The organism is Acidicapsa acidisoli, from assembly GCF_025685625.1.
GTDB lineage: Bacteria > Acidobacteriota > Terriglobia > Terriglobales > Acidobacteriaceae > Acidicapsa > Acidicapsa acidisoli.
In genome coordinates, this window is record NZ_JAGSYI010000002.1 from 1,007,551 (window position 1) to 1,033,147 (window position 25,597).

The 25,597-nt window shown below is 57.5% G+C and carries 24 protein-coding genes; 8 read left to right on the forward strand and 16 right to left on the reverse strand.

Annotation, left to right across the window (positions count from 1 at the left end):
* Nucleotides 1-2: 2 nt before the first annotated feature.
* The 10 genes from nuoL to OHL23_RS14205 all read right to left on the reverse strand — a co-directional run bounded on the left by nuoL (nt 3) and on the right by OHL23_RS14205 (nt 8,250).
* Nucleotides 3-2,102: an NADH-quinone oxidoreductase subunit L gene (gene nuoL, locus OHL23_RS14160; RefSeq protein WP_263352559.1), complete on the reverse strand. Its 2,100-nt coding sequence runs from the start codon at nt 2,100-2,102 to the stop codon at nt 3-5.
* 97 nt (nt 2,103-2,199) lie between these two features.
* Nucleotides 2,200-2,523, reverse strand: coding sequence for an NADH-quinone oxidoreductase subunit NuoK (gene nuoK, locus OHL23_RS14165; RefSeq protein WP_263352560.1), 324 nt, complete (start codon nt 2,521-2,523; stop codon nt 2,200-2,202).
* Complete coding sequence (locus tag OHL23_RS14170; protein WP_263352561.1) at nt 2,520-3,083, reverse strand: NADH-quinone oxidoreductase subunit J family protein; 564 nt, start codon at nt 3,081-3,083, stop codon at nt 2,520-2,522. Before OHL23_RS14170 ends, nuoK begins: the two co-directional genes overlap by 4 nt.
* 33 nt (nt 3,084-3,116) lie before the next feature.
* Nucleotides 3,117-4,298 carry an NADH-quinone oxidoreductase subunit NuoH gene (gene nuoH, locus OHL23_RS14175; protein WP_263352562.1) on the reverse strand — a complete coding sequence of 394 codons (1,182 nt, stop codon included), beginning with the start codon at nt 4,296-4,298 and terminating at the stop codon, nt 3,117-3,119.
* Complete coding sequence (locus tag OHL23_RS14180) at nt 4,295-4,945, reverse strand: 4Fe-4S dicluster domain-containing protein (protein ID WP_263352563.1); 651 nt, start codon at nt 4,943-4,945, stop codon at nt 4,295-4,297. Before OHL23_RS14180 ends, nuoH begins: the two co-directional genes overlap by 4 nt.
* 25 nt (nt 4,946-4,970) lie before the next feature.
* Entirely contained in the window at nt 4,971-6,128 is a 1,158-nt protein-coding gene (locus OHL23_RS14185; RefSeq protein WP_263352564.1) for an NADH-quinone oxidoreductase subunit D, read from the reverse strand.
* Nucleotides 6,125-6,775 (reverse strand): NADH-quinone oxidoreductase subunit C, encoded by a 651-nt coding sequence (locus OHL23_RS14190; protein ID WP_263352565.1) that lies wholly within the window; start codon nt 6,773-6,775, stop codon nt 6,125-6,127. Before OHL23_RS14190 ends, OHL23_RS14185 begins: the two co-directional genes overlap by 4 nt.
* Nucleotides 6,772-7,413 carry an NADH-quinone oxidoreductase subunit B gene (locus tag OHL23_RS14195; RefSeq protein ID WP_263352566.1) on the reverse strand — a complete coding sequence of 214 codons (642 nt, stop codon included), beginning with the start codon at nt 7,411-7,413 and terminating at the stop codon, nt 6,772-6,774. The genes OHL23_RS14190 and OHL23_RS14195 overlap by 4 nt, the downstream gene beginning before the upstream one ends.
* Nucleotides 7,414-7,452: 39 nt before the next feature.
* Entirely contained in the window at nt 7,453-7,854 is a 402-nt protein-coding gene (locus OHL23_RS14200) for an NADH-quinone oxidoreductase subunit A (protein ID WP_263352567.1), read from the reverse strand.
* 150 nt (nt 7,855-8,004) lie between these two features.
* A complete protein-coding gene (locus OHL23_RS14205) occupies nt 8,005-8,250 on the reverse strand; it encodes a hypothetical protein (RefSeq protein WP_263352568.1) in 246 nt (81 codons plus the stop codon).
* Nucleotides 8,251-8,274: 24 nt separating this feature from the next.
* Here OHL23_RS14205 and OHL23_RS14210 point away from each other — a divergent pair, with 24 nt between their 5' ends.
* Nucleotides 8,275-10,674, forward strand: a complete 2,400-nt coding sequence (locus tag OHL23_RS14210) for a tetratricopeptide repeat protein (protein WP_263352569.1) — start codon at nt 8,275-8,277, stop codon at nt 10,672-10,674.
* Between the two features lie 35 nt (nt 10,675-10,709).
* On the opposite strand, the gene OHL23_RS14215 is transcribed toward OHL23_RS14210, so the two are convergent.
* The 3 genes from OHL23_RS14215 to OHL23_RS14225 all read right to left on the reverse strand — a co-directional run bounded on the left by OHL23_RS14215 (nt 10,710) and on the right by OHL23_RS14225 (nt 17,204).
* Nucleotides 10,710-11,708: a PGN_0703 family putative restriction endonuclease gene (locus OHL23_RS14215; protein WP_263352570.1), complete on the reverse strand. Its 999-nt coding sequence runs from the start codon at nt 11,706-11,708 to the stop codon at nt 10,710-10,712.
* Nucleotides 11,709-11,823: 115 nt separating this feature from the next.
* Nucleotides 11,824-14,352, reverse strand: a complete 2,529-nt coding sequence (locus OHL23_RS14220; RefSeq protein ID WP_263352571.1) for a TonB-dependent receptor — start codon at nt 14,350-14,352, stop codon at nt 11,824-11,826.
* A 341-nt stretch (nt 14,353-14,693) separates the two neighbouring features.
* Nucleotides 14,694-17,204: a TonB-dependent receptor gene (locus OHL23_RS14225; RefSeq protein WP_263352572.1), complete on the reverse strand. Its 2,511-nt coding sequence runs from the start codon at nt 17,202-17,204 to the stop codon at nt 14,694-14,696.
* Nucleotides 17,205-17,464: 260 nt separating this feature from the next.
* On the opposite strand from OHL23_RS14225, the gene OHL23_RS14230 reads away from it, so the two are divergent.
* Entirely contained in the window at nt 17,465-17,851 is a 387-nt protein-coding gene (locus tag OHL23_RS14230; RefSeq protein WP_263352573.1) for a c-type cytochrome, read from the forward strand.
* A gap of 97 nt (nt 17,852-17,948) precedes the next feature.
* Nucleotides 17,949-18,098, forward strand: coding sequence for a lmo0937 family membrane protein (locus OHL23_RS14235; protein WP_263352574.1), 150 nt, complete (start codon nt 17,949-17,951; stop codon nt 18,096-18,098).
* Between the two features lie 23 nt (nt 18,099-18,121).
* Here OHL23_RS14235 and OHL23_RS14240 read toward each other — a convergent pair whose 3' ends face one another.
* Nucleotides 18,122-19,342 (reverse strand): GntR family transcriptional regulator, encoded by a 1,221-nt coding sequence (locus tag OHL23_RS14240; protein WP_263352575.1) that lies wholly within the window; start codon nt 19,340-19,342, stop codon nt 18,122-18,124.
* A gap of 252 nt (nt 19,343-19,594) precedes the next feature.
* On the opposite strand from OHL23_RS14240, the gene OHL23_RS14245 reads away from it, so the two are divergent.
* Nucleotides 19,595-20,593 (forward strand): aldo/keto reductase, encoded by a 999-nt coding sequence (locus OHL23_RS14245; RefSeq protein WP_263352576.1) that lies wholly within the window; start codon nt 19,595-19,597, stop codon nt 20,591-20,593.
* Nucleotides 20,594-20,662: 69 nt separating this feature from the next.
* Here the strand turns inward: OHL23_RS14245 and OHL23_RS14250 are convergent, their stop codons facing one another.
* On the reverse strand, nt 20,663-21,565 hold the full coding sequence (locus OHL23_RS14250; protein ID WP_263352577.1) for a carbohydrate kinase family protein: 903 nt from the start codon (nt 21,563-21,565) through the stop codon (nt 20,663-20,665).
* Nucleotides 21,566-21,742: 177 nt separating this feature from the next.
* Here OHL23_RS14250 and OHL23_RS14255 point away from each other — a divergent pair, with 177 nt between their 5' ends.
* The 4 genes from OHL23_RS14255 (at nt 21,743) to OHL23_RS14270 (ending at nt 24,150) form a co-directional block, all read left to right on the forward strand.
* Entirely contained in the window at nt 21,743-22,150 is a 408-nt protein-coding gene (locus OHL23_RS14255) for a hypothetical protein (RefSeq protein ID WP_263352578.1), read from the forward strand.
* The gene (locus OHL23_RS14260) at nt 22,147-22,353 is read left to right on the forward strand and encodes a helix-turn-helix transcriptional regulator (protein WP_263352579.1); all 207 of its coding nucleotides are present in this window, start codon (nt 22,147-22,149) and stop codon (nt 22,351-22,353) included. The genes OHL23_RS14255 and OHL23_RS14260 overlap by 4 nt, the downstream gene beginning before the upstream one ends.
* A gap of 152 nt (nt 22,354-22,505) precedes the next feature.
* A complete protein-coding gene (locus tag OHL23_RS14265; RefSeq protein ID WP_263352580.1) occupies nt 22,506-23,450 on the forward strand; it encodes a branched-chain amino acid transaminase in 945 nt (314 codons plus the stop codon).
* A gap of 97 nt (nt 23,451-23,547) precedes the next feature.
* Complete coding sequence (locus tag OHL23_RS14270; RefSeq protein ID WP_263352581.1) at nt 23,548-24,150, forward strand: LbetaH domain-containing protein; 603 nt, start codon at nt 23,548-23,550, stop codon at nt 24,148-24,150.
* Nucleotides 24,151-24,254: 104 nt separating this feature from the next.
* On the opposite strand, the gene OHL23_RS14275 is transcribed toward OHL23_RS14270, so the two are convergent.
* Nucleotides 24,255-25,523, reverse strand: a complete 1,269-nt coding sequence (locus tag OHL23_RS14275) for a BON domain-containing protein (protein WP_263352582.1) — start codon at nt 25,521-25,523, stop codon at nt 24,255-24,257.
* Nucleotides 25,524-25,597 lie beyond the last annotated feature (74 nt).

A 25,597-nucleotide genomic window follows, 5' to 3' on the forward strand; every position in this document is an offset into this window, starting at 1 on the left:
GATCATAGCCGCACCTGCCCAGTTGCCGCACCTACGACCAACGCCAGTCCGGCAAGCACAAGCACTCCCAAAGTCAAGACGCGCAGATATCCCGGCGCACGGCCGGCCTGCAACCAGGCCAGCACTCCGCCGCCGGTCACGAGCTCTTCGCAGCCCTTGTCGAAGGCGCCGTCAATCCATTGGGAATCGATGGATTTGTTTGTCAGTCCAAGGCCGCGGAAGCCGCTCGAAACGGCAGCTACGATTCCGCCCCAGACGCGCCGATCCAGCCAATCTGAGAACCGCGCAAGAGCTGCATACCAACGCAGTACCGTAGCCTCATATAACTCGTCGAAGTAGAGCCGATTTGCAAGCCCCTTCCATACCACAGGTGTAGAAGATTCGAGGACGTCTCTCATATCACAAGGAGTATCTTCTGGCTCATCGCCATGCTCTTGAAGATGGTGATGCGCTGGGGCTCCCACAGGCGCCTCGATGGGCTTGCGAGCATAGAGCCACCACCCAGCACCGAGCCCAGCAGCCACCAGAAGCGTGGTAAAGCCCATAAGGGGCAGCAGCCCCGGCTCACTGAATGCTTGTATATCCACACTAAGAGATTTGCTCTCGATGAAGCTTGTAAACCACGGCCATGCAGGCGTCCCGAGAATGCCAAGACCAATTGCGAAAACAGCGAGAATTGACAACGGCAGCGTCATCACCATCGGGCTCTCGTGCGGATGGGTGTGATGCGAGCCTCGCCAGTTTCCGAAGAAGACATAAGCGACTTGCCGGGTCATGTAGAAGGCCGTCAGTAATGCGCCGATTATGAGAAGGACGAACGGGCCTTGCGAGACAGGCCAGGAGTGCGCTGCGCCGATGATTGCGTCCTTGCTCCAAAAGCCGGAGAAGAAGATCGGGAAGCCGCTCAATGCCAACATGCCGATGGAGTACGTAAGAAATGTGATGGGCATAGCCTTCCGGAGATGGCCCATACGGCGAATGTCCTGCTCCTCGTGGCAGCCGTGAATGACAGACCCGGCGCCGAGGAAGAGCAGCGCTTTGAAGAATGCATGCGTGATCAGATGGAACATTCCGACGGCCACGCCGCCAACGGCGAGGCCAACCATCATGTAGCCGAGCTGTGAAACTGTTGAGTAGGCGAGGATGCGCTTGATGTCGTTCTGCGCAACGGCAACGAATGCGCCAAAAAGCGCGGTCAATGCGCCAACCCAGGCTACGACGGTCAGAGACACCGTAGAGCCTCCGACTGCCGCTCCAGCCGACATAAGTGGGTAGACACGCGCGACCAGATACACGCCCGCAGCAACCATCGTTGCCGCGTGGATCAATGCCGAAACCGGCGTTGGGCCCTCCATCGCGTCCGGAAGCCAGACGTGGAGCGGCAACTGTCCGCTCTTGCCCGCTGCGCCCGCGAAGATCAACAGGCCAATCGCGGTTGCGGCTGACAGGCCGAGGGCTGCTGGCTGACTCAAAAGGATCGCCAACGCTGCCGGCTCCATTGCGCCCGCGCCGTGGTTGTAGAAGAGCAGCGTGCCTGTCTGCGCAAAAAGCCACACCATGCCTAACAGAAAGAAGATGTCGCCCACGCGCGTAGTGAGGAATGCCTTCTTCGCCGCCGCTGCCGCACTCGATTTTTGATACCAGAAGCCAATCAGCAGATACGAGGTGAGGCCGACAATCTCCCAGCACATGAAGAGCAGGAGCAGGCTGTTGGCGATCAGCACGCCGAGCATGCCTCCGGCAAAGAGCGACAGGAAGCAGAAGAAGCGCGTGAAGTTTTCGTCATGCGCCATGTAACCGGTGGAGTAGATGAAGATCAGCAGACCGACAAAGGTGACCATCACCAGCATGATCGCTGCGAGCGGGTCGAGTATCCAGCCCAGTTGAAGATAGGTCGCTCCGAGATCGATCCAGTTGAAGTTGACGACCTCGCGCGTCGCGGTTCCCTGCCCCCATGCGGTCAGCACATGCGCAAAGGCGCATAGCGCGAGTAGAAGCGAAACGCTTAACCCGCCTATCGCGAGTGCTGCGGCAGTCTTACGTAGCGGCTGCTTCAACAGGGCGATCAATCCGGCGGCCAGCATGGGTACGGCAGGAATCATCCACAGATTCGCCACGATCCACGATGGTGAAATCGGAGGCAGGTCTTGAGGTATCTGGGCAGCTAAAAGGGATGCACTACAAGCAATCATTCCTCGTTCATCCCTTCATCCGCGTCATGGCATCCAGATCGGTCGTTTTCGTATGGCGATGATATGCGATCACCAAGCCAAGGCCTACTGCGGCTTCCGCAGCGGCAACGGCAATCGAAAAAATTGCGAACATCATGCCGGTGAGTCCATCATTGTGCCCGTTTGCGTGTGGAGTAAATCGCCAGAATGCGATCAGGTTCAGATTGGCGGCATTCAACATGAGTTCAATGCCAATCAGCACCAGGATGGCGTTGCGTCGTGTGAGCGCGATGGCCAGGCCAATCGCGAAAACGAGCGCCGCAACAATCAGGAAAGCTGCCAGTGGAGTCATTTGCCGCTGCTCGTTTCTGCGCCGGACGTGTCTGCGCCGATCCTGGGCGTGCGCGTTTCCGGCATCGCTACGATTACGGCTCCAATAAGTGCGACTGTAAGTACGACCGCGACGATTTCCAAGGGCAGCACATAGGTGCTCATCAGCGCGGCTCCGATCGACTGGACAGAGACAGCGGGGACGGCGGGCGCTACGCTCGTTGCGATATTCGCGGGAAGGCTTCTGATTACAGACCACGCAAGCAGTGCGAAAACTGCGGCTGCAATCACCAGACAGGCCAGCCAACTGGAAGAGAAGCCGCGATACTCTGGGATGCCCGCGCCGCGAGTAAGCAAGATGGCGAAGACGACAAGGATCGCGACTGCTCCGATATAGACAAGAATCTGCGAAAATCCGGCGAACTGCGCATCAAGCTGCAAATACAGGAGCGCAAGGCCAGCAAAAGTAACCGTCAGGCTGAGCGCGCAATGCACGAGATTCTTGAGCAGAGCTGCCGCGAGTGCGCCTGCAACCGTAAGGGCAGCCGTCAACAAAAAGACGGCGCTTAGTCCGAAGATCATAGGTTCGTACTCCTCACCGGAGTTATTTCAGAGCTACTCCGCATAGCGATAGCTCCTCGGGCCGAGACGCTGATGGCGCATTAGAATGCGGCCAAGCAGCACGTAGGCACACAAAAGTACGAGACTGCAAATCACCCAGCGCGACCAGCCTTCGCCGAGGAACCGCCAGGCGCCGGCAACGAGGATATTCAGCAGCGTCATGGGCAGCATGAACTTCCAGGCGAAGTTCATCAGTTGGTCCTGACGCAGGCGGGGCAAGGTTCCGCGTAGCCAGATAAAGAAGACGATTGCTGCCAGAAGCTTGAAGAAGAACCACGCCCAGGACGGCACGAAACCCAGGAAGGAAAACGGTGCGCCCCATCCTCCAAGAAACAACGTGATTGCGAAGCCGGCAATCGAAAACATGCCGAGATACTCGCCCAGGAAGAAGAGCGCGAACTTGAAGCCTGAGTATTCGGTGAAGTAACCGGCGACCAGCTCCGATTCGCCCTCGGGCAGATCGAATGGCGAGCGGTTGGTTTCAGCTAGCGCGGCGATGACGAATAAGACGAAGCCCGCGAATCCCCATGGCGTGAACACGTACCAGTGAGGAAAGATGCCGGTAAATCCACTCTGCGCTTCCACGATCTTGACGGTCGAAAGCGAGCCGGTGATCATCACCGCGACCACGCTGGAAAGCAGCAGCGGAACCTCATAGCTGATCATCTGCGCCACGGCTCGGAGTGCGCCAAGAAGCGAATACTTGTTGCGGCTCGACCATCCAGCCATGAAAATCGAAAGCTCGGTCGACGCGCCAATGGCGAAGAAGAACAGGAGTCCCGCGTCCATGTTCATCAGCACCATATTGCGCCCGACCGGCAGCACTGCGTAGCCCAGGAAGATGGCTACCACCAACACGACCGGCGCGAGGAAATGCACGACTGCATCGGCGCTGCGCGGCACAATGTCTTCCTTGGTCAGGGACTTGATGCCGTCGGCGACGGGCTGCAGGATACCCAACGGCCCTACACGATTCGGCCCGAGGCGATTCTGAATGCGGCCCAGGCCCTTGCGCTCAAGCACCGTGGTGACGGCAAAGATAGCGGGGAAGGTCGCGACGATTGCGACCACGGCGACCACCGCTCCCACCGCTGGCTGCAGTGACTGCGGAAAGAAGCCTTCGATCCAGTGTTGCAGGAGCACGAATATCTGATCGAATTGCGAGGAAAGGCTCACGCGCCGGGCTCCTTTGCGGGAGCAACCTTTGCGACGGGAGCGGCAGCAGGAGTTGGCGGCGCGGCCGCAGCAGCCGCAGCTTTCGCAGCAGCCGCCTCTGCCGCGGCTTTGGCCTTCGTCTCAGCCTTGGCCTTTTCTTCAGCGAGCCGCGCGTCGACTTCCGCTGCTTCCGTCGGATGAATCTTGTGATAGTGCTCGTTTGACTTGGAGAGCTGCTCGCGATCGTACAGAAGACCGCCAAAGCGATCGGTCGTGCTCAACTCGAACTCCGTGTCCATCTTGATCGCCTCAAAGGGACAGACCTCGACGCATATCTGACAGCTCATGCAGACGGAGATATCAATGTCGAATCGGGTCGGATAGATCTGCATCTTGCCTACAAAATCCGGCTTCTTATCGGTGGACTTTACGATGTAAATGCATTTAGGCGGGCATTCTTTTTCGCAGATTTGGCAGGCTACGCAGCGCAGCCCGGCCATCGGGTCATTGCCGTCATAAATCAGAATCGGGAAATCGCGGGTGTTCTCGATCGGCGCGATCCGCTCTTCGGGATATTGCACCGTGGTAAGCCGTTCTTTCGAGACAAAGCTGCCGGCGAAGTTCTTCGCCGTCTCTGCCAGTCCCTGCAGAATTCCTTCGCCTAACATCGGGCGTACTCCTTTTGTACGGCCATTATCTGTCTACCTCGCCCAATACAATGTCCACGCTGCCAAAGATCAGGACCACGTCGGCTACGTTCCGGCCGAGGCACATGTCCTCGAGCACTGTCAGATTGATCAACGATGGTGGCCGAACGCGATATCGATATGGATTGGGGCTACCATCGCTGATGAGATAGAAGCCAAGCTCGCCTTTTGGAGCTTCGATGCGCCCATAAGCTTCGCCGGCCTTGGGTCGAAAGCCGCGAATCTTCGATTTCGGGTCCATGATCGGGCCTGCGGGAATATCCTTGATTGCCTGCTTCAGAATTTCAATGGACTCGCGCATTTCCAGTATGCGGATCATGTAACGGTCATAGATGTCGCCGTGATCGCCGAGCGGCACGCGGAATTTGAAACGGTCATAAATGCCGTAGTGATCGACCTTGCGGATGTCGTAGTTCACGCCGGTGGCTCGCAGCATCGGCCCTGTCACTCCGGCGTTCACTGCCAGATCCGGTTTGAGGATGCCCACTCCCTGCGTGCGGGCCATCAGGATTTCATTCCCGGTCAAGAGCGCTTCCGTTTCGTCGATGAACTCCGGCAAGCCATCGACGATCTTGCTGACCTGTTCGAGCCAACCCTTGGGAAGTTCGACGCGGCATCCACCGAAGCGCATGTAGTTGCACATCATGCGCGAACCGGTGAGCGCCTCAAACAAATCGAGGATTTTCTCCCGCTCGCGGAAAGCGTACATCAGCGGAGTGCCGCTGGCGCCCATCTCCTGCAAGAGAAAGCCGATGGCGCTGGCGTGGTTCTGAATGCGGGTCAGTTCCGCCGTGATGACGCGAATGTATTGTGCGCGCTCCGGAACTTCCATCCCGGCGAGCTTTTCAACCGCGATGGCATAGGCCCAGTTATTGGTCAGCGAGCAGAAGTAGTCGAGCCTGTCGGTATACGGCATCGACGCGAGATAACTGGTTGTCTCGGCAATTTTTTCGTGATTGCGATGCAGATAGCCGAAGACCGGCTTGAGCCGTACGACCCGCTCGCCATCGAGCGCGACATCCATGCGAAAGACCCCGTGGGTCGAGGGATGGTGCGGTCCCATCGCCACTTCAAGCAGTTCATCGCCTTCCTCGGAGAGTTCGATGACGGGCGGCCGGTAGCTTTTGAGATCAGTCGCGGTCATGCCGTCACCCCGGTATTGGCCTTATGTTGTTCCGCGCGTTTCAGGACCTCGTCGTGCGGCGTCGGTTCGTATTCAAAGTCGTCCGGGTCCACATAGTCGCGGCGCATGGGGTGGTCTTCGAAGCCGTCCCACATCAGAATTCGCCGCAGGTCCGGGTGCCCGGTGAATACGATTCCAAAAAGGTCGAAGATCTCCCGCTCCTGAAACTCCGCGGAGCGCCATACCGGCGTCAGCGACGGCAGTTCTACCTGATCGGTCCGGTTGACCGTGCGCATTCGCAACACGACTGGACCGGCGATCTCCCGGTGCGCGTGTTTCATGGAATAGAGGTGATACACGGCCTCCAGGTAGCCCGCCTGGACGCGCTTGACGGTCTCTTCCACAATGGTCTCAACACCGTCGACGACCTTGGTCACCTTCACCTTTTCGGTGATTTCCTTACCCGGCCAGTCAACGCCTGTTGCGTTGGAGCAGTAGTCCAACGCCAGCTCCGGATCATTGCGCAGAAAACTTGCGACAGCCAGAGCATGAGCCGGATCAAGCCGCAAAGAGTGCTGCGCGGAGGGACTGGGATTCGGCACCAGTTCCACGCCCGCTTCCGGCAACGCCGTCTTGATTGCGGCGAGGATTTCTTCGGCGGACTTCATTCGCAACTCCCTGTTGGCTTGCCGCTGGTCGATGGAGCGGGCAGTGGCCACACCAGCCGGTTCACGGGTGGCTCCAGATCGTGGGCGCCCTGCTCCGGAACGGGAAACAGGCCCTGCGCGTCGGCGTCCAGATGGCGCGGCCTGTCGCCGCCGGTCAATGGCTGGGCGTCGATCCTGGCTTGCAGCGTCATGAAGGCATGAATCAGCGCTTCCGGGCGCGGTGGGCAGCCGGGAATGTGCACATCGACCGGAATGTAGCGGTCGATCCCCTTGAGCACGTTGTAACCCTGCTTGAAGGGACCGCCGGAGATGGCGCAGGCGCCCATCGCAATCACGTATTTCGGCTCGGCCATCTGGTTGTACAGGCGAACGACCTGCGGAGCCATCTTCTTGGTGATCGTTCCGGAGATGATCATCAAATCCGCCTGACGCGGCGAGGGTCGAAAGACCTCTGCGCCAAAACGCGCCAGATCATACCGGGCCATAGTCGTGGCGATCATCTCAATGGCGCAGCAGGCGAGTCCAAACTGCATGGGCCAGACAGAGTTCTTGCGCCCCCAGTTATAAATCTCGCTAATGGTCGTCACGAAGACGCCTTGTTTGCCGAGTTCGATCTTCAAGTCAGGCTCAACCGCCATCCATTGCTCCCTTAATTCGCAACACTCGGAACCCGACACTCAGGCCCAGGTCAGTACGCCTTTGGCCCAGGCCCACGCCAGCCCCTCGGCCAGCAACAGGACAAAGACCAGCATTGCAACGCATGCGCCCACGCCCAGCCCGGTAAAAGCTACCGCAAACGGAAGCAGAAAGACCGCCTCCACATCAAAAATGAGAAAGATGATCGCGTACAGGTAATAGGCCGATCGGAACTGCACCCAGGCGTCGCCGCGCGACTCAAGTCCGCACTCGTAAATCGCGTTCTTGATAGCGTTCGGCTTGGCGGGCGAAACGAGCCGCGCCCAGGCCCAGGCCAGCCCCAGCGGAGCCAACCCGAATCCCAGCGCCGCTATGAACAAAACTGCCAGTGGAAGATAAGGATTTGAGGCCATCGTCATATCGAGTAAAAGTCTTGCGGACAACGTTTTGGATATCCTGGCTGCTTACTGCCGAGGTGGGCAGCTGGAAGTTTCCCCCATCCCAAACCAGACCCGCATTTTGCAGTTCATCGTACTTTATTTGCCATTCGCTGCGCTATATGGCGATTGGGCAAAGCGCGCCGAAGTCCCACATCATGGCCCATGGCTCGCTTGAGAACCGCGCACGACCTCCATCAAAGCTGTCAGAATCTCCATCTTCCGGTGGATGACAGTCGACGCCTCGGTGCTGCTATCGTTCGCAATGGAGATTCCGGCGTCAATTCTTCCCCATTCCAGCGCCAGGCTCTCCATTTCCGGGGGGACGCGAAGCTGATGCACGACAAACTTTTCCGCCAATTGGCCAACTGTCCAGCTCGCCGATACCGCCAGGCCCGTCACGTTGCGACATCGAGGCGTTTCCGGATGCTGGGTGCGTCTTTCGGCCTCGCAGCTTTTGTCTTCGCGCCGGTTGGATTGGTTCGCGCAGGCACCGGTTTGCCATCAGCCCAACAATCGGCGGCTCAGACCCAGGCGGCTCAGGCTCAGACCCAGGCTCAGACTCCAGCTTCCTCGCAAACTCAGCAGCCCGCAGCAGTCCCCGCCGACGAAGGCACCTTCGGCAGCGCACCCGGAACTCCCAGCACCACCCCAACCGTAGCCCCGTGGATGACGGTCCCGCCGACCGAGTACCATACGCACGTCGCCTCCAAGTACAACTATGCTTTTGGAAAAGAATCGCCGTTTTTGCCCTCGAACGCGACCTCGTACAACGGCGAGTTCATGAGTCCGAAGAGCTTTCCCACCGCGCAATATTGCGGCCATTGCCACCAGGAGAGCTACCGCCAGTGGCGCCAGTCCGCGCACTCCAATAGTTTTCGTGCGCCCTGGTATCTCAAGAACGTAAATCTGCTCATCGAAGAGAAGGGCGTGCAGTTCTCGCGGCATTGCGAGGGTTGCCACAATCCGGTGGCGCTGCTCTCCGGCGATCTCTCGCAAGGCATGCCGCGCAAACGGCCCTTTGAAGACGAAGGCCTGACATGCATGACATGCCATGCCATCACTTCTACGACCACCTACGGGACGGGCAGCTATGTCATGGGCTATCCGGCGGTGATGGTCGACGAGAACGGTCAGCCAATCACGCATTCCGTGCCGGACAGCGAGATCCTTGCGCACCTAGACCGTCATTCGAAAGCCGTTATGCGGCCGCTACTGCATACATCGGAATTTTGCGCCGCCTGCCACAAGGCCGCGATCCCGAAGTCTCTGGATGACTACAAGTGGCTGCGCGCCATGACGCCGTACGATGAGTGGCAGGCAGCCAGCTTCACCAAACAGTCGCCACTTCCCTTCTACCGCAAGGAGATTGTCTCCACCTGCCAGACCTGCCACATGGTCAAAGAGGCCCTCCCGGCAAGCTCGTCCGACTACGGAGCAAAAGAAGGCAAGCTGGTCAGCCATCGCTGGCTTGGCGCGAACACACTGATTCCTCAGTACTACAAGTTCGATGAACAGGCCGAAAAGACTGCGGCCTTCCTGCGCAACGGCGTCTTCAACGTCGATATCTTTGCTTTAGAGACGGAAAGCTCCGGGGGGACCTCTGCCGATTCCGTTCTGATTGCCCCGCTCGGCCTGACCGGCTTCTCGCTAGCCTCAGGTGAAACCCTGACCGCCGACGTCGTCATCCAGAACAAAGGGGCTGCGCACTCGCATGTGCCGGAGCAGCGCGACTTCTACGAGTCGTGGGTCGATTTCACCGTGAAGGATGCAAGCGGCAAGACGCTTGTCGAGAGCGGATTCCTCAAACCTGACGGCTATCTGGATGAATCGGCCCACTCATTTACCAACCGCATCATCAATAACAAGGGCGAGTTCAACGATCTTCACCAGATCTGGCACAACCGCGTGCTTGCCTACAACAACACGATCCAATCGGGGCGAAGCCAGTTGGTGCGCTACCGTTTCCGCATTCCGAAGGACCTTACCGGCTCCTTCAGCGTCACAGCAACCGTCAAGTATCGCCGATTCAATCAGCGCTTCATCGATTACGCGATGAAGGAGAAGCACTACCCCGAGCCGGTGATCGAAATGGCTGGCCAGACGCGCACCTTCGCAATCGGTGAAAACGCGCCCGTGAAGCCCGGCCCCGACGAGAACAAGGAATGGATGCGCTGGAACAACTACGGCATCGGCTTGCTGGATGCTCAGCAATACGCCGCCTCGGTCCATGCCTTCGAACGGGTTGCGGCCCTCCGGCCCGATTACGCCGACGCCTTCACCAACATGGCTATCGTTGAGATTCTGTGGGAAAAGTACGACGACGCCCGGCCAAATCTCGCCAAGGCGCTATCGTTGCTGCCCGACGATCCTCGCGCGCTCTATTACCGCGCACTGGTTGAGCGCAACGGAGGGCAGGTCAAGGAGGCCATCACGGACCTCGAAGCCGTGCTGATCAAATATCCACGCTCCCGCGATGCACTGCGCGAGCTTGGCTTCAGCTATTACCAGCAGCACAATTACCCGCGCGCCCGCGACATCTATGAGCAGTTACAGGGCGTCGACCCGGACGATCTGGCCGCGCACTACAACCTGGCTATCCTCTACCGTCGTCTAGGTCAAAAGGACAAGGCCAGTTACGAGGCGGCTCGTTTCGCCGATCAGAAAGATGACCCGACAGCCTCCGTTTATGCGCTTGAATTCCTGCGCAAGCATCCTGAGGTTGCGAATGAAAGCGTCGTCTGGCATGCGCATGACTTGACCGGCGATCCAATCAAGCACTCCGACAAGATCCAGTACACCTATATGTCAGGCGGAGGCGAGTAATTTCCGTTGCCGCCGCCGGGAGACTGCGGCGCAATTTAATCCACCGCCACAATCCCGTACTTCCGATCCAGAAACTCCCGCAATGGCTCTGGTAGCAGCGCCGCCAGCTCCTGCCAGGTCAACACCTTACACCGCACGCGCATCTCCGCGCGCCGGACCGCCGTTATCACTCGAAACCAGGCCTCCCGCAGATCCGGCCTGCGCTGGTCGTGCATCACGCAAAAGCTGCATCCAGTAGCATAGGCCGCCAGTACATTGCGAATGAGTTGATAGCCCGCGTAGCCCGGCTCCACCGGCTGTTGTGCTACTCCCTTCGCCACAATTGCCTGCTGATATGCTTTCGCCGCTGCGGCCCTCACATTCCTCTCGTCGTCTGGCGCGTCCGAAGCCTCCCACTCCTGCGAAAACTCCTCTGGAAACTCCGCCGCGGCCTTCTGTCTTAAAGTCCTAAGCTTCACCCTCGGGAGCAAATCCCGATCAAAAACCTCATCAAAATCCCGGTACGCCTCGACGACGGTGGCAGAGCGCGTCTGGAAATCCGCCTCGGTCAACTTCGCTTCAACCAGCAGCCCGCCCCATCGCATATCGACTTCAGTCCGGTCTTCGCGGGCGTTCCTGAGCGGCACACGCGCCTTCCATCCGAAGACAGGCGGCTCATAGCCGGCGACTCCCAGCGCGCGATGCACTCTTGCCGATTCCACTACCCCTGGCGTACAAAATACATTCATCAGCAGCGCATCCGAGCTGGTCGAGGAGTCCAGCTCACGCCAGAGCCGGCCCGTCTCATGCCTGGGCAACGACTGCCTGGCCTGGGCGTGAATTTTTGTCAGCCGCCGCATCCATTCCGGCCGTGCGCAAATGGCCGCATAGGCGTCGTCGAAAAAGTTCCCGTGCCGCCCGCCATCCGGCGCGTACACAATCACCGGCTGGCTCCCGTAACTCTCAACATGCACCCATCCGGTCGCGTATTGCCGGTTGCGCTGGCAAAGCTCGTGCCGCAGTCGACTTGCGTAGCTGTAGTTTTCCTCCGCCATACCGAGAGCCTATAGCGGTTCGGCTTCCTTCACAAACGCCGAAAGCCCCCTCGATGACGCCTCGCCCGTCGCCGGGTCCGGTCTCATCGAAGAGGCCTTCGGTTGATTCCGCGAACTACCTTCCCTTCGAACCGAACCCAAGTTGGAAGGTAACCATCACGCTGCGCCCTGGAACCAGCGTCAGTATGTCACCGCCGTTGGGAGCATATGGATTCGCAGCCGTACCTGGATTCGCAGCCGTCGTTAAGGTGTTGTTGTTGTTGTTGAACAGGTTGTTGACGCTGAACCGGATCTTCGACTGATCCCACTTGGAACCATTCTTGAGCGTATAGTTCAGAAACAGGTTGGCCACCGAGAACGGAGCAATCGGAATCGCCTGATGCAACAAGTTGCCGTTCGCATCGGTGTTGTCGTTCCACTGCGAGCCGACACGTTTGTTAAAGAAGCCCAGACTCCAATTCCTATCCTGGTACGTCACGCCTTCCGTTTCCGTGTCGTGCGGAGCGCCGGCTACCCAGAGCGAAGGCGTTGCAGGAGCGCCCAGAACCGGATTCGCCGCTGCTGCCACGTACTTCGCCGAAGCCAGGGTGCCGTTCAGGAAGACGCTCAGCTTGTGAGTCACAGCGATGTTGCCCTCAGCCTCGACACCAGTCGTATTGGAGGGTGGAGTCGCGGTGTAAGTGTAGCTATTTGCCACCGGAGCCGCAACATAGGAGTTCTCGAAGTGGATGTAGTAATAGTCCGCATCAAAGCTGACACGATCCAGCTTCACCACTGTTCCGCCCTGGTAGGTCGAAGAAACCTGCGGCTTGGGCAACACCGTAACTCCAGACGCCCCCGATCCCGAAGTCTGGTTTATGTCATAAACTGAGCTCGGCGGAATCTGACTACCCATGCCGTACTGGACATACGCCGACCAGTTAGGCTTGATCCGGTAGTTGGCCTCAAAAGAGGGCAGCCACGAATTAAAGTTTCCGTCGTTGGTTACGTAAGGCGCGCCGTTCAGGTTGCCCACAATATGACCGTTATCGGCATACTGCTTCAGGCTCATGTTGTAATAGGCATCCTTCAGGCCCAGCGTGATCGTCCATTTCGGAATCGCCACCAGTTGATATTCGGCAAAGGGCTGCGCCGAATTCGTCCAGAAGTTCTCGTGGAAGTTGATGCCCGCGATACCGGCCTCATCTAACTCATTAACCGGGTTGGACTTGATCTGAAAGCGGTTGGTGCTCGCATATTCATACCAGAATCCCGTTCGGAACACACCGTATTTCGACGCTGAACTCGCCGAGACGACTTCACCGAACTTGAAGTACTGGTTCATCTTGTCGATGGCGCTTGTATCCGTCACCGTATCCGAATTCTGGTAGTACTGATGGTTTGAATAAGCGTAGACGTACGGCTTTACATCCAGCTTCCAACCATGCCCAAGGTCCTTGTTAAGGTCCACGTACTCGAAATCTGTCGGGATGTGGTTGAAGTAGAACTTGTAGTAGAAGGGGTCGTAAGTGGTCGTACCTGGAAGGAACTCCGTGTTATCCATCAGGTAGTTATTGCCGTGCTGGGCGATCTGCGCAGCCGTCACATTATTGTTTGGAGTATTGGCATCGAGAATTACCGAGTTGCCATCGACCGTCAGGTAAGTCTTGTCAGAAAACTTGTAAGTAAATTTCAGCGCCTCGGCTGTCCGCGTCTGATAGTTGAAGGTCTGATAACCGTCCGAACTCATGTGGTGAGCGTCGAACCAAAGATTGGCCTTGGGATTTTTCCCGCCGAACAGCCCCGAGTTAAACTCGCCGTCGATCAGATTCGTATTCCACGAACCGTATGAATCCGACAGCCTGTAGAGCCGGTCCGGCGGCAACTGCGGCGATAGGAAGTGGATCGATCCGCCATAATTCGCCGGCCCGATGTCCGACGCGGTGCCCGGGCTGCGGTCGAAGTCCACGCCGCCAATGCTCGGCCCAGGGAAATAAGCCCACGAGTGATGCGTAGGGTTGTTGGTGTCCTCGAACGGGATACCATCGTAGGTCACGGTGTAGTCGCCATCGATGAATCCGCGAAATGAGGTGTCGCTGTCGCCCAGGCCCACGCCGTTCGGGCTCACGCTGAATGTGCCGGGCGCCGTCTGCATGATCTCAGTAAAGTCCGTCACGGGCGACGTGAATTCACGGATGAATTGGTTGGTGATCTCCGTCCGCGCCGAGCCGGCATCCAGCAGCGCCTTTACCGGCGACAGTTGGGCTGCCAGTGAGGTGTTGTCTTCCGCGCTCACCGTCACTTCCTCGGCCACCGATGCCAGTGTCAGAGTGACGGAGAGACTTGGACTTGCATCCGCACCCACACGAACATGACTGCGGGTAGCGGGAGCAAAACCTGGCGCCACGATCTCGACCGTGTAGCTTCCGTCGGCGAGTCCGTTTATCGAGAAGCGACCCTCGTTGTTCGTAGCCACCCTGTGGATCGCCGTATTACTTTCGTTATGGACGATGATCGCCGCACCCGCAAGCGCCTGCCCTTTGGGGTCAACGACCGCACCTTGCAGGGTTCCCGGTGCATTCGATTGAGCCCTCATAAATGGCGACCAAGTCGCCACCAAAATCATCAATAAGCTGTTAAAGACAACGTGATGCCAACGCTTCAAAAAAAGCCTCCATGGATTGACTCTCTTCCGGCCATCGTTCAGAAACCCGGCGATGAATCGACGTGCAGAGTTAAGTTAAGAACTGATTGCTAACGGCTGTTAACAATCCTGTTAAAACCGTTTAATAGAAAAATGCATAGAAATTAATAAAGGGCGTAATCAAGGTCGATTTGTCTCACTCAGCATGACTTGCCTGAAGGATTTTGCGGCCATCGGCGTCACCGGCACATGCCCCAGCGCCGATGGAAAAGCCCCGCATCTGGCGGAATCCCGATGCCCTGGGACTTTTCCAAATGCGGGGCTATGGTTGAATTGCGTTCAGTTCAGATAAGAGGCTTCAATTACCGTCCCTTCGGGCCAAGACCCATCTGGAAGGTAACCATCACGCTCCGCCCGGGCAGAAGCGTTAAGGTATCCGCACCATTCTCGGCAAAAGGAGTTGTTGATGTCGCGGCATTTGCCGGGGTGATGGCGGTTACGTTGTGATTGTCGAACAGGTTGTTGAAGCTGAGTTTGATCTTCGACTCGTCAAACCGTGAGCCGTTGTGCAGCGTGTAGTTGAGGAAGAGGTTGGAAACAGAGAAAGAATCGATCGGTACCGCTTGATGCACGGACCCGTTGTCATTCCACTGCGAACCGATCCGCTTGTTGAAGAAACCCAGGTCCCAGTGCCTGTCCTGATAGGTAAGCCCTTCGCTCTCCGTATCATGCGGCGTGCTCGCCACCCATGCTGAAGGAGTAGCCGCAATGGCCGGCGTAGTGCTTGTGGCGGCCTGTGCCGGAGCCGCAACGTACTTCGCGGTGGTCACAGTGCCATTGAGAAACACGCTCAAGCCGTGAGCCAGATACAGGTTGCCTTCGGCTTCAAAGCCCTTCGTGCGGGAATCAGGGCTCAGGTATTCGTAGCTGATGCCTTCGTCCGGACCAGAGGTTGGAGTAAACGAAGAGTATGCATTCTGGAATCGGATGTAGTATCCATCCGCATCCAGGCTGAGCCGGTTGAGCTTGAGCACCGTTCCGCCCTGGTAGGTCGAGGCTTTGGTCGGATTCGGCAGGCCCTTCACTTCAGCGTTCGTCACGTCAAAGACACTACTCGGCGGAATGATGCTTCCCTGGCCGAACTGTCCATAGACGGACCAGTTTGGCCGCACACGGTAGTTCGCCTCAAAGGACGGAAGCCACGAGTTATAGCCGGCGTCGTTCGTCACATACGGAGCGCCGCCAAGGTTTCCAACGATCTTGCCGTTGTCCGCATACTGCTTCAGGCTCATGTTGTAGTATGCGTCCTTGATACCGAGGGTAATGGTGAGCTTCGGTATCGCAACGTATTGGTATTCGGCAAACGGCTGCACCGAGTTGGTCCAGAAGTTCTCGTGGAAGTTCGGCACTGTTTGGTCAATCCAGTCGGTTGGATTGGCAGGAGTCTGATACCGGTTGGTGTACGACCACTCATACCAGAGACCCGCCCGGAAAACTCCATACTTCGAGGCCTGGCTGACCGTAAGTGTGTCGCCGAGCCTGTTATAGGAATTCAATTTGTCCGTCGCGCTGGTTGCCGAGATTTTGGTTCCGCTGCCGTTGTAGTGCTGATGGTTGTAGTAAGAGTAGGTATACGCCTTCGTATCCAGTTTCCAGCCGTGCCCGAGATCTGAAGTCAATCCGGCGTACTCGAAGTCCGTCGGCACATGGTAGAAGAAGTACCGGTAGTAGTTAGGGTCCAGGTTTCCATTCGCCAGATACTGCGTGCCATCCAGTAGGTAATTATCGCCAAACTCAGCGATCTGGGCCCTTGTCGGACTTGCGTTGGGCGTATTGCTATCCAGGATAACTACGCTGCTGAACAGGGAAAGCACAGTCTTATCGGAAAACTTGTAGTTGAACTTCAGCGCGCCTGAGGTTCTTCTCTGATAATTGAAGGTCTCATAGCCGTCCGAGCTCATGTGATTGCCTTCAAACCACAGGTTGGCCTTCTTGCCCGAGCCGATGAGGCCCGAGTTGTATTGACCGTCGATCAACTGAGTATTGAAGGAACCGTACGAGTAATCGAGTATGTATCCCTTTTCAATCGGGAGTTGCGGGGAGAGCAGATGGATCGATCCGCCGAAGTTGGTCGGCCCGATGTCGGAAGCTGTACCGGGGCTGCGGTCGAAGTCCACTCCACCAATGGTCGGCCCAGGAAAGAATGCCCACGAGTGATGCGTGGGGCTGTTGGTGTCCTCGAAAGGAATTCCGTCATAAGTGATCGTGTAGTCGCCGTCGGCAAAGCCGCGGTAAAAGGTGTTGCTTTGGCCAAGACCGACGCCGTTGGGGCTCACGCTGAAGGTGCCGGGCGCCGCCTGCATGATGTCGGTGAAGTCGGTTACCGGCGAGGTGAATTCACGGATATAGGAGTTCGTGATCTCCGTGCGTGCCGAACCGGCGTCGAGCATCGCCTTCACCGGCGATAATTGCGCCGCTTCGGAAGTTACGTCCTCCGCGGTTACCGTGACCTCTTCGGCCACTGAAGCTACTGCTAACGGGATCGACAGAGCCGGAGTTGCGTCCGCGCCTACCCGCACGTGATTGCGCGTAGCCGGAGCAAAACCGGAAGACGAAATCACGACAGTATAGCTCCCATCTGCAAGTCCGGTAACTACGAACCGACCTTCGCTGTTGGTAGCTCCTTTGTGGATCTCATCCTTGCTTTCACTCTGTACGGTGACAACTGCTCCAGAGACTGCCTGCCCTTTCGGGTCTACAACGGAACCTTGCAGAGTCCCAGGCTCATTCGATTGCGCTGCCAAAGGTAACGGCAAGGCCGCCACCATCATCAACGATATATTTGCGATAACTACGGAAAGCCAGCGTTTCAAAAAAGTGCCTCCATGGATTGATACACTTCGGGGTAGAGTTCTAGACCCACGAATGACTTGAAGTGCTAACTTACCTTAAGAATTGATTGCTAACATCTGTTCACATTCTCGTTAAAACCCTTTAATCAATTAATGTTTAAGTTTTAATAGAGAATCTCTCACGATCCGAGACGGTTCGGCATGCCAGAGGCCGACATTCAAGTCTGCTAACCCACCGTGAGATGGAGGAAAAGCCCTTCGAATAATGAGAAAATGATTCTGTGATCGTGCTCAAAGTGCAGCATCTGCGTCTGTCTTCGGCTCTGGCTCTCGCCTTCTTCTTCCTGATCCTCTCTCAAATGGTTCTCGCCGCGGGGCCCAAAGACGCGGAAGCGGCAGGCGCAACGCTTTTTCGCGATAAGGGATGCTCCTACTGTCATGGGGCGACCGCTCAGGGCACGCAAAAGGGCCCCTCGCTGGCCAACGTTCGCAAGAAATTGAAGCCTGCCCAGATTGCAACTCAGATTGAAAACGGCGGGCAGAAGATGCCTAGTTTCGAAGACTCGCTTTCCAAAGACGAGGTGGCGCAACTGGTCGCGTTTCTACGCGCGAAACATCGGCCTGAGCCGGCTCCCATAGCGCCCAAGCCGCAAACTCCTGCCCCGTGATCAATCCGGGTCAGTAAGGATAGAGCCGGTCTGTCACTATCATCTCCGCGCCCTTCCCCGGGGTCGATCCCATATCAGGGAAGACAAGGAGAACGAAATGCTTTGGACGATTTTTGTAATTCTGCTGGTGTTGTGGCTTCTGGGATTCACGCTCCATGTTGGCGGCGCGTTGATTCACCTGATCCTGGTCGTGGCAGTGATCATGCTCATCTACAACCTCATTGTTGGACGTCGGCCCGTCCTTTAATCAAGAAGACGGTCCTGCGGGGATCACCTGTCCGGATTCGTGCTCGGATTCGTGTCCAGATGCGCACCGCACGACCGTCGCACCACCAGCTTCGTAGGCACCAGAATATCTCTTGTCGGCAGATCCGGGTGTTCCAGTCTTTCCAACATGGTAGCCATCGCGATCACCCCAATAGCCGGGCAGTTCTGGTGCATCGTGGTCAAGGGAACCGGTAGCAGGCTGGCGTATTTCACGTCATCGATGCCGACTATTCGCACATCCTCCGGAATCCGCCGTCCCATCGCCAGCAACGTCTGCATCAGGCGCGCGGCTGTTACATCATTCGCGCAAACGATACCTTTCGCCTGCGTGATTTCCAGCGCTTTTTTCACAAATTCCTGATCCTGCGCGCTGCCTCGCCACGCCGGTTCCACTTCCGGACGAATTCCGTGTCGTCTCAGCGCCTCATGGAAACCCGTGATGCGCGCATCAACCGTCGAGGCTGAGTGGTCTTCGGCGAGGAACGCCAGTTCTCTGACTCCGAGCTGGATCAGGTGTTCCGTTGCCAGAAAGCCGGTGCGCCGGTTGTCGATGCCCACCAGATCCAGAGATGAACGCTCTGGGTAGGGCAGATAGCACCGGTCCAGCAGCACGATTGGAATCTTCATCCGCTCCAGCATGCGGACAATGCGCCGGTTCGCAGCATCCTTGTCCGGAATCAGTTCCAGAGGCGCAAAAAATATCCCGGAGACCTTTCGAGCGATGAAATGCTGCGCCATGTGCTCAGCTTCTTCCGCAACCTCCCGACGCGAGCCGGAAGCTCCCGCTCCGGAAGCGTTGCCCCAGACAAGCGCGTCCGGTCTCGCAAACGGCGAGCGCATCATGCCGTGGCAGATCGGCTCGAAGATCTCGGTCAGCCCAAGCTCTGGAATCAGCAACCCAAAGGTGTGCCCGTCCACCTGCTGCCTGGTTTGGACGTGCGTCCCGGCGCCCGGACGTCGCGTCACAAGATTCATGCGCTGTAGTTCCAGCACCGCCTTCGCCACCGTAATGCGCGAGGCGTCGAACATCTTGCCCAATTCCGCTTCACTCGGCAGCCGGTCGCCCGGTTTGAGCACTCCGGATTGGATACTGCCGTGCAAATAGTCGAAAACTACCTGATGCTTGGGGATTTTTTTCGAGGACTCGGGGTGCGACGCCTCCGAGATTACAGTCGAGATCGCAGCCGCGTCCGCCGCAGGTATAGTCTTTCCGTGCTTAGCCATTCACCAACCTTGCAATTTCGATACTCGTTTGTTCTCTTGATTTCCTGTTCTCTTGATTTCCAATCCCGATGAAACGGAGATCAAGAGAACGGTACACGAATGTATCATCTTTTGTCGATAGATTGACGATACGATCCATTTTGATTGACTACTCATTACCCTGCGGTGCAATTTTCGAAAATGCGCCATCTGATGGCTCAACCTCATCTCTGGCAAAGGCTGCAAAACACAAGAAAGGAATTTACCCTTCCAATGGAACATCGTCTTTTTGCCCAAACAGGCATCTCAGTTTCCCGCATGGGACTCGGCTGCATGGGCATGTCCGAGTTTTATGGTTCCGGACACGCCGACAGCGATCCGACTGAGTCGATCGCAACCATTCACGGCGCGCTCGACCTCGGTGTCAATTTCCTCGACACTGCCGACGTTTACGGCGTGGGCCGCAACGAAGAACTGGTTGGCAAGGCCATCGCAGGTCGTCGCAACGAGGTCTTTCTCGCAACAAAATTCGGCAATGTCCGTTCCGCTGAGGGTCAGTTCCTCGGTCTTAGCGGCAAGCCGGACTACATTCGGCGGGCATGCGAAGCCAGTCTCAGACGTCTCAATGTCGATGTGATCGACCTTTACTACCAGCATCGCGTCGATCCCACCACGCCAATCGAAGAAACCGTTGGCGCCATGGCCGATCTGATCAAGGAAGGAAAAGTCCGATTTCTGGGGCTCTCGGAAGCGGGACCGAACACCATCCGGCGCGCCCATGCGGTCCACCCGATCGCCGCCCTCCAGACCGAATACTCCCTCTGGACGCGCGATCCCGAAGCTGAAATCCTCGGCGTGACCCGCGAACTGGGCATCGCCTTTGTCCCTTATAGTCCGCTTGGCCGTGGATTTCTCACCGGTCGGTTCCGCACAATCGATGATCTGGACCCGGCCGACTGGCGGCGCAACAATCCCCGGTTTCAAGGCGAAAACTTCCAGCGCAACCTGGAACTCGTCAAGCTGATTGAATCGCTGGCTGCGGCGAAGGGCTGCACGGCGTCGCAACTTGCTCTCGCGTGGCTTCTCTCTCAGGGAGAGGATGTTTTTCCGATCCCGGGCACTACTAAGGTCCACCGTCTCAAGGAAAACATCGACGCTGTGAAGGTCACACTCACCGCCGATGATCTCGCCGAGATCGACCGCTGCTTCCCTCCCGATGCCGCAACCGGCACCCGCTATCCCGAAGGCGGGATGCGTGTCCTCAACGGCTGAAGTAGTTGAGGTTCGGTTATCCCAGGTCTCGATATGATGCTCTCGTGCCGAGAACCTGGGATAACTGATTCAGCCCTCGATCTCTCGAGTGATCCGCTGCAAGGTTTCAGGCCCGATCTCAGGCATCGCGCCCGACTGCGAGGCGACATAGCTCCCCCAGCGGTTCCCTGCTTCGTTGAGCACGCTCAGGGAAGCGCCACGCAGCAGGTAGTGCGTCATGGCCGCTGTAAACGCGTCTCCAGCCCCGATTGTGTCCGCAACCTTGATCGGAATCCCGGGGTGTTCGTTCCATTCCGAACGGCCCACCAGCAAACTCCCCGTACCGCCCCTCGTAATTGCAACCAGCGCCAGACCAGTAAAGTGTTCCAACAACCGCTCAGCGCCCCCGCGCAAAGAAGCGGCAGTGGGAAAGCCGAGCAAATCCAGCACCAATTGGACTTCGGCATCGTTCATCTTCATGACAGACGCCAGTTCCAACGATTCCCGCACAATCTCCGCACTGTAAAACGGCGCTCTCAGGTTCACATCGAAGATTCGCTGGCACTGCGGGCGCGTGGCCTTCACGAGCGCATGAATGGTCTGTCGCGACTGCTCGCTTCGTTGAGCAAGGGAGCCAAAGCAAACCGCGTCCGCCTGCGCCGCCTCGTTCAGCCAGCTTTTTGTCAGTTCAAAGAAATCCCACGCAACGGGTTGGTGGATCGTATAGCTCGGTTGACCGTCCTCCAGCTTCACAGTCACGCGGCCGGTTGCCTGCTCCGGGTCCACTTGCAACCGCGTGCAATCCACAGGAAACGGACGTAGCATTTCGAGCGCCCGCTCGCCCAATCCATCGCGCCCGATGCGGCTCAGAACTGTCGCGTGATTCCCCATACGCCCGGCCATGACGCTGTAGTTGGCCGGCGCTCCGCCCAATTGCGGACCCTCCGGCAGCATATCCCAAAGTAGTTCGCCGATCCCCAGGATGGTATACACAAAATCTTCCTTGCAGCGTTCCGTGGCCGGAAGCGTCCTCAAGATTGTACGACCCAACCCTAAGCTTCAATCGGATTCCCACCTCAGAGCCATAACATCAAGAAAATGACAAGCAAGCTTGACATGTCTAATCTTTTTATGTAAAGCTCAATTGTCATAAAGGAAAGGAAACACGTCATGCAACTCTGTCGAAGGAATCTCAGTACCTACCAACGGCGCTCAATGCGCACCATCGAAATTCTGATGGGACTTTGTATCGCCCTCAGTATCGTCCTCCAGGCCATACTGGAGCGACACAACCTCTCCATGGTCACGCGATACGGAATCGCAGTTCTTTCCATCGCCCCGGTGATCGCGACCATCATCGTTGTAGCCCGCTATCTACGAGGCGAAAACGACGAGTATCTTCGCAACCTTGTCGTTGAGTCGATGCTGTGGGGACTGGGCATTGTGCTCGTCGCCGATACATTCTTCAGCTACGTTCAGCCCTACTCGTCCCTGATTCCCTTCGGCAACATCAGCCTGGATATCTTTATCGTTACCTCTTCCATCACCCTGGAAGTCAAACTTTGGGGGAACCGGTGAAGAACCGACTTCGCGTCCTTCGCGCTGAGCGGCAATGGAGCCAGGCCGACCTTGCTCAAAAGCTAGAAGTCTCGCGACAGAGTGTCAACGCCATCGAAACCGGCAAATTCGATCCCAGTTTACCGCTGGCATTTCGTTTGGCAAGACTCTTCGAAACCAGCATCGAGTCGATCTTCTCCGACGAACCAGAAACTATCTCATAGCAACCCAACCGGTCTATCGGAGTTGGCGTTGGCGATGATACAGACTTGATTCGTTTTGATTCGGGAATTAGGCAGGTATTGGTGACACTCCGCCCCGCTTCGCGATACTCTAGACAGTATTCTTGAAGTAAGACAAGAGAGGTACTCTAACGATGCCAATCCAGCCTACGGAAAAAATCTGGCGTAATGGCCAGCTCATTCCCTGGGAACAGGCGAATATTCACGTGATGAGCCATGTCGTGCACTACGGCTCCAGCGTATTTGAAGGAATCCGTTGCTACGGCCAGCCCTCGGGAGCAGCAGTCTTCCGTCTGCCTGAGCACATGCAGCGCCTTATCGATTCCGCGAAGATCTACCGTATGACCCTGCCCTACTCGCTCGATGAGCTCTGCGCAGCCGTCGTCGACGTCATCGAGAACAATGGCGTCGCCCCCTGCTACATTCGTCCCATCGCCCTGCGCGGATATGGCGAGATTGGCGTCAACCCCACAGGCTCGCCGATCGATGTTTTCATCGCCAACTTCCCCTGGGGCAAATATGTTGCAGGTGGACACGGCGGAGCGGACGTCTGCATCAGCAGCTGGAACCGGCTTGCGCCAAACACCATGCCCGCTCTGGCCAAGGCCGGCGCGAACTATATGAACTCGCAGCTCATCCGCATGGAAGCCGATATCAACGGCTATGCGGAGGGCATCGCTCTGGACGTCAATGGCCTGGTTTCCGAGGGCTCCGGCGAGAATGTTTTCGTAGTACGTAACGGCGTGCTCTACACCCCGCCGCTGGCCAACTCGGCGCTTTCCGGCATCACCCGCGACTCGGTGCTGACCATCGCCCGCCATCTTGGCCTGCCTGTGTTCGAGCAGTCGATTCCGCGTGAGCTGCTCTACATCGCCGACGAAGTCTTCTTCACCGGCACGGCTGCGGAGGTTTCGCCAATCCGCTCGATCGACCGCATTGTGATCGGGGACGGCAACCCAGGCGCTCTCACCAAACAGATCGCCGATGAGTTCTTTGGCATCGCCAACGGACTCAAGCCCGACCGCTTCGGCTGGCTGACGCCGGTCAAGGTCGACGCCGTAGAACCTGTCAGTGCATGAGCTTCTTGACAGATATCAAGTCGCAAAGGGATGAGCCATGGCTCATCCCTTTGTTTCAAGGTAAACCCTGTCCAAATTATCTTCTCTGGAATATGGAATGGCCAAGCAGCTTCATTACAACGCAGCCGAACACATAGCCGCGGATACCGCCGAGGACCCTTATCTTCGGCCGGCGTTCTCAATTCAAAACCGGATCATGCGACTGACCTGGAATATCTGCTGGCTACTCTTGTACCGGATTTCCCCACGTCCGTTCCATTCCTGGCGATCCATGCTGCTGCGGCTCTTTGGAGCGCAGATGGGCCCGAACTGCCATTTCTATCCCGGCTCCAAGATCTGGGCCCCATGGAACCTGATCTGCGCCGATCAGGTCACTGCCGGCGATGGCGCAGAGATCTACAATCCAGCACCCATGCACTTTGGATCGCATGCCATCGTCTCTCAGGGAGCCTACATCTGCGGGGCAACTCACGACTTCGATGATCGTGCATTTCCGTTGTTGGCGTACTCAATGGTGATCGGTTCCTATGCCTGGATATGCGCCCGCGCCTGCGTAGGTCCGGGAGTGCAGGTCGGCGAGGGAGCGGTACTTGGACTCGCCTCTGTCGCCTCCCGTGATCTGGAGCCATGGACAGTCTACGCGGGTGCTCCGGCGGTCAAGGTAAAGGACAGGAAGCAGTTTCTTCAGAATGAGCGTTAGTCTCTCGCCCAATTCAACCCAATCTGTTCCCCCCAAAAAGAAACCGGCTCCAGAAAGCATCTGGAGCCGGTTTCTATTAACTTACGCAACTTGGGGCCGCGAGATTAGTAGGGGCGATAGTAATAGCCCGGAGGCGGAGGTGGCGGAGGATATCCGTAAGGGTAGTATCCGCGACGATAGAGCGTTGGCCGCTGCGACGGTGGAGGAGCATTCGCCGCAAGGCGCATTGCCTCCTGCGAACTGACCGGAGTTACCGTCAGCGGATTGTTCAGGTGGAAGTCCATGAGCGCTTCCGCAGGAATCCAGACCTGAGGTCCGGGAGTAGCGGCCGAGGCCGCCGTTCCGCCGACCGCGCCAGCTCCGGCACCGATGGCAGCACCGCCACCGCCGCCCACCGCGCCACCAATAATCGCACCGAGAAGCGCGCCGCCAAAGGCGTTACCGACTGTTCGCCCAGCTTTATTGGGGCCTTTCACGCTGAAGGGGTCTGAATCTAGCGCGTAGTTCCTGCCGCCAAGGTCGAGCGAATCAAGCTTCAGAGCCAGCTCGGGGCTGCCACCCAGCGCGCCAGATTTCTTCACATCGAGCACTTCCCCGTGGATCGTTGCGCCGCGAGGAATCGCCAGCACTCCCGCCGCGTAGACATCGCGCACCACGGTGAACTCGATGGCCGTTCCATCCTTGGCCTTCTTGCTGCTCAATGGTTCGCTGGTGCGAACCTTCAACAGAGTTCCTTTCACCAGAGTAACTGGCTCATGAGGAGGCTCCGGCATCTGCGCCACTTGGGGCTGTGGCTGCGCGTAGCCGCCTTGCGGAGGCGGCGGGTATCCGGGTTGAGCCTGTTGGTAGCCGGGTTGAGGTTGTTGATAGCCGGGCTGATAAGCCGGCTGCTGCGGAGCGGGCGCATTCTGTTGCGGGGCCTCGTTCCCATAAGCTGGAGCCGGTTGTCCCTGATCCGCATAATCGACCTGATCTTGGGGCTGCCCCTGTCCGTTCTGGGCAGTCTGCGGGTCACCGACTTTGAGATTGTTGACGACTTTGGTTACGCCAGGAACCTTCCCTGCGATCGACTCAGCCAATTGCCGGTTCGCAGCGCTGGCCGAGGTGCCGGACAGCGTTACTTCTCCCTGCACTGTCCCTGCGGTAATCCAATCGTTTTGGAGCGACGGCGCCGCATCCAGCGCATGCACGACGTCCATCTCGATCTGTCCATCGGTGCGTTGCCCTGCTGCGGCCGTATCCTGGGCCGCAGCTCCGCCATCCTGGGCCATCGCTAAGGGGCCGCTCAAAGTCATCAAGCCACCAAAGCTCCCAATCACGATAACCGCAGGCCAAATATTGCGAAACGTCTGGTTGGTCCCAATTCTGGTCATGGTTTTTCCTGTTCCTCCGTCCCATGCTTCCGGAACGATCTCCACTGCTCTTGCCATTACTCTTAAATAGCGTA